A 5,964-nucleotide genomic window follows, 5' to 3' on the forward strand; every position below is an offset into this window, starting at 1 on the left:
ATGGCGGACCTCCTCGGGTCCCGCCACGCTAGCGCCGCCACCCCGCCGCGGCCGGGCGCGGCGTTCTGCCCTCAGCAGACGCCGCCGCCGCGACCGCGCGGCGCTGGCCCTCTTGACTTGGAGCGCGCTCCAAGCGGCATCGTCCGAGGGACCGGCGCGGTCCGCGCCGGTCCGACCCCCGAAGGAGCCACCATGCGTCTCGGCGCCCACCTCATGCGGTTCGACGCGGTCGAGCCCGCCCGGCTCGGCCGCGAGCTCGCCGACACGGCCGAGGCGGCCGAGGACGCGGGCCTGGCCTGGTTGTCGGTGATGGACCACTTCTTCCAGATGGAGCCCGCCGGGTTCCCGGCGAGCGACCCGATGCTGGAGGCGTACACGACCCTCGGGATGCTGGCGGGCCGTACGGAGACCGTGCAGCTCGGGGCGCTCGTGACCGGCGTGACCTACCGGCACCCGGGGCTGCTCGCGAAGATCGTCGCGACGCTCGACGTGCTGTCGCAGGGCCGGGCGACGCTGGGGATCGGCGCGGCCTGGTACGAGAAGGAGCACGTCGCGCTCGGCGTGCCGTACCCGCCGCTGAAGGAGCGGTTCGAGCGGCTCGAGGAGACGCTGCGCATCTGCCGGCAGATGTGGGACCCCGAGGACGAGGGGCCGTTCGAGGGCGTGCACTACCGGCTGGCCGAGACGCTGTGCCGCCCGCTGCCGCTCAGCCGGCCCGGTCGCGGCCCGGAGATCCTGGTCGGCGGGTCGGGGGAGCGCAAGACGCTGCGGCTCGTGGCGCAGTACGGGGACGCGTGCAACCTGTTCGAGACCGGCCCGGAGGAGGTCGGCCGCAAGCTGGACGTGCTGCGCGGGCACTGCGACGACGTCGGCCGGGACTACGGCGACATCCGGGTGACGCTGCTGATGGGCGGCGACCAGCTGCTGTCCGGCGACGTGGACGGCTTCGTCGCGGCCGCCCGGCCGTACGCGGACCTCGGCGTGCAGACCGTGATCCTGCGCCCGCCGGCCGAGGTGCCGCTGGCCACCTGGGTCCGGGACCACGTGGCGCAGGCGGTGCCGCGGGTGGCGGAGCTCGGCGCGCGCTGACGCCCGCCGCCCGGCCGTCGCCGGCCCGGGACGGCCCCCGACGTGCGGGAAGCTCCGACGTGACCCCACGATGGGCGCATGCAGGGGCGCGCCGAGGACGGCTGGTGGGGCGTGGTGATCGACGCGCCCGAGCCGTGCACGCTCGCGGCGTTCTACGCGGAGGTGCTGGGCTGGCAGGTGGTCGGCGACGACCCGGACCACGCCGTCGTCGCGGCCCCGTCCGGCGTGGCGTACCTCGCGGTCCAGCGCAGCCCCGACCACCAGCCGCCCGTGTGGCCCGCGGAGGCCGGCGACCAGCAGCGCCAGGTGCACCTGGACGTCGAGGTGCTGGACCTGGAGGAGGCGGTCGCGGGCGCGCTGCGGCTCGGCGCCCGGCTCGCGGCGCACCAGCCGCAGCCCTCTCGCCGGGTGCTGCTGGACCCGGCGGGTCACCCGTTCTGCCTCTACCGGGACGGCTGAGCCGCGACCCGTCCGCCGCGGTCACCCGGCGGTGCGGGACCCCGGCGCGTAGGGTCACCAGCGTGCGATCACCCTGGTTCGTCCGCGTCACGGCCGGCAGTGCGACCGGCGCGCTGGCGCGCGAGGTGGACTGGGCGTCGACGCCGCTGGGCGTGCCGAGCACCTGGCCGACCGCCCTGCGGCTGACCGTCGAGATGTGCTTCAGCACCCGGTTCCCGGTGCTGGTCACCTGGGGCCCCGAGCTCACCATGATCTACAACGACGGCTACCGGGAGATGCTCGGCTCCGACAAGCACCCGGGGGCGATGGGCGCACCGCTCGCGGAGGTGTGGAAGGAGATCTGGGACGACCTGCTGCCGTCGGTGGAGGCCGTGATGCTGCGCGGCGAGCCGACCTGGGAGGTCGACCGGCACCTGGTGACGAACCGGTCGGGCTACGACGAGGACGTCTACTTCACCTACTCGTACTCGCCGATCCGGGACTCCTCGGACGAGGTGCGGGGTCTGCTCGACATCGTCACGGAGACCACCGAGCGCGTCGTGGAGCAGCGGCGCATGCGGCTGCTCGGCGACCTGACGGCGGCCCTGACCGCGGCGCGGGACGACCTCGACGCGCTCGCCTCGACGACCCTCGGGCTGCTCGACGACGCGCCCGACGTGCTCGCCGCCGCGCTGTACGTGCGCGGTGCCGACGGCGCGCTGGGCCTGCGGGGCAGCGCGGGCGCCTCCCGCGGGTGCGAGGTCCCCGGCGACCTGGTCGAGCGGGTCGCCCGCACCGGCGTGGCCGAGGACCGCGGGCGGACCGTGCTCGTCCCGCTCGCCGGCGTCGTGGACGTCACCCCCGTGGGGGTGATGGTGCTGACCGGCGCCGGCCGTCGTCCGTGGGACGACGCCTACCGGTCCTACCTGCACCTGGTCGCGAGCATCGTGGGCGCCGCGGTCGGCGGCTCCCTGCGCCACCAGCTCGAGGTCGACCACCTGCGCGAGGTCAGCGACACCCTGCAGGCGGCGATCGTGCCCGAGGGGTCGAGCGTCGCGGGCGTCGTCGCGCGCTACCTGCCGGCGGTCGGCGACCTGGCCGTCGGCGGCGACTGGTACGACGTGGTCGAGCTCGGCCCGGGCCGCCGCGCGCTCGTCGTCGGGGACTGCGTGGGCCACGGGCTCGACGCCGCCGCCCGGATGGGACAGCTGCGCGCCGCGACCCGCGCCCTGCTGCTCGAGGACCGCAGCCCCGCGGACGTGCTGGACGGCCTCGACCGGTTCGCCCGCACGCTGCCCGGCGCCGAGTGCACGACGGTGTTCTGCGCCGTGGTCGACGAGGTCGAGCACACCGTCGTGCACTCCTCGGCCGGCCACCTGCCGCCGGTGCTGCGCCGCGCCGCCGGCGGGGCGGAGATGCTGCTCGGCGGACGCGGTGCGGCGCTCGGGATCTCGACCGCCGCGCGGCCCGAGGCCGTCGAGCGCCTCGCCGACGGCGACCTGCTCGTGGTGTGCACGGACGGGTTGATCGAGCGACGCCACGAGACGCTGCGGGACGGGCTCGACCGCCTGGTCGCGGAGGTCGCCGCGCAGCCCGCCGGCGCGCGCACCGGGTCCGTCGCCGACGACCTGCTCCGGTCGCTCGCCCCGCGCGGCGCGCAGGACGACGTGGCGCTGGTGGTCTACCGGGCGGGCTCGGTCGCCGCGGACGACGTGCCCTGACGGCGGGTCAGCCGGCGCCGCCGAGCCCCTCGAGGAACCCCTCGTAGGCGGGCTTCGCCTGCAGGTCGTCGTCGAACAGCAGCGGCGCCTCGTAGGGCCGCTCCTCGGGCCACGCGCGCAGCCAGGACCGGGTGTCGTACAGGCCCCACACGCCGATGAACGCGAGGTCGCGCTGCGCGAACGCCGCGACCAGGTCCCGCACCTGCCCGCGCTGCGCCTCCAGCCGGTCGGGCGGCGTGCTGTCGAGCTGCTCGTCCCGGGCGGAGATGGCCACGTCCAGCTCGGTGACGGCCTGCCGCACCCCGAGCGCCGCCACCGCGTCGAGGGTGGTGGCGACCCGGTCGACGTCGGTGCTCAGGTCGACGTGCATCTGGTGGCCGACGCCGTCGACCGGCGCGCCGGCGGCCTGCAGGTCCATCACCAGCCGCACCAGCCCGCGGCGGCGGTCCGGCGCGTCCGTGTCGTAGTCGTTGAGGTAGAGCGCGACGTCGGGGCCGAGCTCCTCGCGGGCGACCCGGAACGCCTCGGCGACGTAGTCCGGGCCGAGCACCTCGTACCACCGGCTGTGCCGCAGGCCGTCGGGCTGCTCGGGGTCGAGCGCCTCGTTGACGACGTCCCACGAGGTGACCGGGCTCGCGTCGCCGTACCGGTCCGCGAGGTGGTCGGCGATCGCGCGCGTGTGGGTGCGCAGCCGGTCGAGCAGCAGCGCCCGGTCCTCGGCGCTGCCGGTCAGCGGCCGGCCGTCGGCGGCCTCGAAGAACCAGTCGGGCGTCGCCCGGTGCCACACGAGCGTGTGGCCGTGCACGGTGAGCCCGTGGGCGGCGGCGAAGTCCAGCACCTCGTCCATCGGCCCGAAGTCGAAGTCGCCCTCGGTCGGCTGCACGGTGACGGGCTTCATCGCGTTCTCGGGCGTGAGCTGGTCGAAGTGCCGCAGGAGCAGGTCGGCGGGGCGGCCGGTGAGGTCCTGGGGGCCGACCGCGACGCCCAGCGGCACCTCGGTCGCGTCCTTGAGCGCGGTCACGTCGGTCTGCACCTCCGGGGTGGGTCGCTGCACCGTGACGTCGTCCAGCCGCAGGTCGGCGGTGGACTCCGTGGTCTCGACGTAGAGCCGCCACTCGCCGTCGCCCTCGGGGACCTGCGCCGTGCCGGACAGCTCGACCCAGTCGCCCGACGACGCCGTGACCCGCCCGACGTGCACGTAGAGCGGGTCGTCGCTGCCGGGGTCGCGCTCGAGCGTCAGCTGCACGTCCGCGTCCGGGGCGCCGTCGCCGAGCCGCACCCAGGCGGACACGGTGTGCACCTGGCCGCGTGCGATCGACCCGGACAGGTCGACGGCCGCGCCGTGCCAGGCCTCCGACCGGCCCGTGACGCGCAGGCTGCCCGCGCCGTCGTGCGTGACGTCCTGCGCGTCGGCGACCTGCACGCCGTCGCCCAGCGCGGCCCAGCCCTCGTCGCCCTCGTCGAAGGTGCTGGACAGCACGGTGGTCATGGCCTCGGCGGGCGGGGTGCTCGCCGACGCGGCCGGCGCCGGCGCGCGGTCGTCGCCGCGGTCGTCGTCCCGGACCAGGAGCACCACGACCAGCAGCACGAGGACGACGACGGCGCCGATGCCGAGCAGCAGGGCGGGTCGGCGCACGCGGGTGCCTCTCGTCCGGGGTCGGGGGAGGCACCACGGTAGGCATGCCCGGGGCCGCGGGGCCAGTCCCGCAGGTGGGCGCGCGCGTCGCGGCGCCGCTCCCTACGCTGGCGGGGTGCGGGCCATGACGTGGAACGTGTGGTGGCGCTTCGGGGGCGCGTGGCGGGAGCGGGAGCCCGCCGTCCTCGGCGTGCTCGCCGACGCCCGGCCCGACGTGCTGGCGCTGGTGGAGACCTGGCGGGACGGCGACGGCACCCAGGCGGACCTGGTGGCGGCGCACCTCGGGCTCCCCACGGCGGTGTTCGTCCCGACGGGCCTGCCACCGGTGCCGGAGGCGCCCGAGCCCGACCTCGCCGGCGTCGAGATGGGCATCGCCCTGGTCGCGCGCTGGCCGGTGCTGGCGACCCGGACCGTGCCGCTGCCGGCGACGCAACGGCCCGGGCCCCCGGCGCACGCGCTGCACGCCACCCTCGACCACCCGGCGGGGCCGCTGCACGTCGTCGTCGCGACGCTCGAGTGGGAGCCCCGGTACGGCGAGGACCGGATGGCGCAGGCCTGGGCGCTCGCGGACCTGGCGGCCGACGCGGACCTCGACGGCGACCTGCCGGTGCTGGTGCTCGGCGACCTCAACGCCCGGCCCGACGGGCCGCAGATGGCCGCGCTCACCCGGCAGCTCGCCGACCTGTGGCCGATGGGCGGCGGCGACCCCGCGGCGGTGACGCTGAGCTCGGTCGTGCCGGAGGCGCCGCTGGAGTGCACCGAGCTGATCGACCACCGGATCGACCACGTGCTCGCGCGGCCGGGCCGGCCGGGCGGGACGCTGCGGGCGGACGGCGCCCGGCTGGCCGGCGACGAGCCCGTGGCGGGGCGGTACCCCTCGGACCACTTCGCGGTGGTCGTGGACGTCGAGCTGACGTCGTGAGGACGACCACGCCGGGGGCGCAGCGGGGACGCGCACGGCGGGCGCTCGCGGTGGCGGCGCTGCTGCTGCTCGGCGCGGCGGCGTGCACCCCGGGCGGGGAGCCGGTGCCGGGACACGGCGCGACGGGCGAGCCGGGCGGGGCCGGCGCGGTAGCCGCC

Annotated in this window: 5 protein-coding genes; 4 read left to right on the top strand and 1 reads right to left on the bottom strand. The window is 76.7% G+C overall.

Annotated features, from left to right (window positions below):
* Window positions 1-192: 192 nt before the first annotated feature.
* The 3 genes from G6556_RS16505 to G6556_RS16515 all read left to right on the top strand — a co-directional run bounded on the left by G6556_RS16505 (window position 193) and on the right by G6556_RS16515 (window position 3,248).
* Window positions 193-1,089, top strand: coding sequence for an LLM class F420-dependent oxidoreductase (locus G6556_RS16505; protein WP_166943877.1), 897 nt, complete (start codon window positions 193-195; stop codon window positions 1,087-1,089).
* Window positions 1,090-1,167: 78 nt separating this feature from the next.
* Complete coding sequence (locus G6556_RS16510) at window positions 1,168-1,548, top strand: VOC family protein (protein WP_166943879.1); 381 nt, start codon at window positions 1,168-1,170, stop codon at window positions 1,546-1,548.
* Between the two features lie 62 nt (window positions 1,549-1,610).
* Window positions 1,611-3,248 carry a SpoIIE family protein phosphatase gene (locus G6556_RS16515; RefSeq protein ID WP_166943881.1) on the top strand — a complete coding sequence of 546 codons (1,638 nt, stop codon included), beginning with the start codon at window positions 1,611-1,613 and terminating at the stop codon, window positions 3,246-3,248.
* Window positions 3,249-3,255: 7 nt separating this feature from the next.
* Here G6556_RS16515 and G6556_RS16520 read toward each other — a convergent pair whose 3' ends face one another.
* The gene (locus tag G6556_RS16520; protein ID WP_166943883.1) at window positions 3,256-4,884 is read right to left on the bottom strand and encodes an endo-1,4-beta-xylanase; all 1,629 of its coding nucleotides are present in this window, start codon (window positions 4,882-4,884) and stop codon (window positions 3,256-3,258) included.
* A gap of 124 nt (window positions 4,885-5,008) precedes the next feature.
* On the opposite strand from G6556_RS16520, the gene G6556_RS16525 reads away from it, so the two are divergent.
* Entirely contained in the window at window positions 5,009-5,806 is a 798-nt protein-coding gene (locus G6556_RS16525) for an endonuclease/exonuclease/phosphatase family protein (RefSeq protein WP_240934639.1), read from the top strand.
* Window positions 5,807-5,964 lie beyond the last annotated feature (158 nt).

Origin of the sequence: Cellulomonas sp. IC4_254, assembly GCF_011603975.1 — a bacterium.
Classification (GTDB): domain Bacteria; phylum Actinomycetota; class Actinomycetes; order Actinomycetales; family Cellulomonadaceae; genus Cellulomonas.

Bases quoted from the DNA above. Each gene is read 5' to 3' on its own strand.
- G6556_RS16505 (WP_166943877.1), top strand. From the start codon at position 193: ATGCGTCTCGGCGCCCACCTCATGCGGTTCGACGCGGTCGAGCCCGCC.
- G6556_RS16510 (WP_166943879.1), top strand. From the start codon at position 1,168: ATGCAGGGGCGCGCCGAGGACGGCTGGTGGGGCGTGGTGATCGACGCG.
- G6556_RS16525 (WP_240934639.1), top strand. From the start codon at position 5,009: ATGACGTGGAACGTGTGGTGGCGCTTCGGGGGCGCGTGGCGGGAGCGG.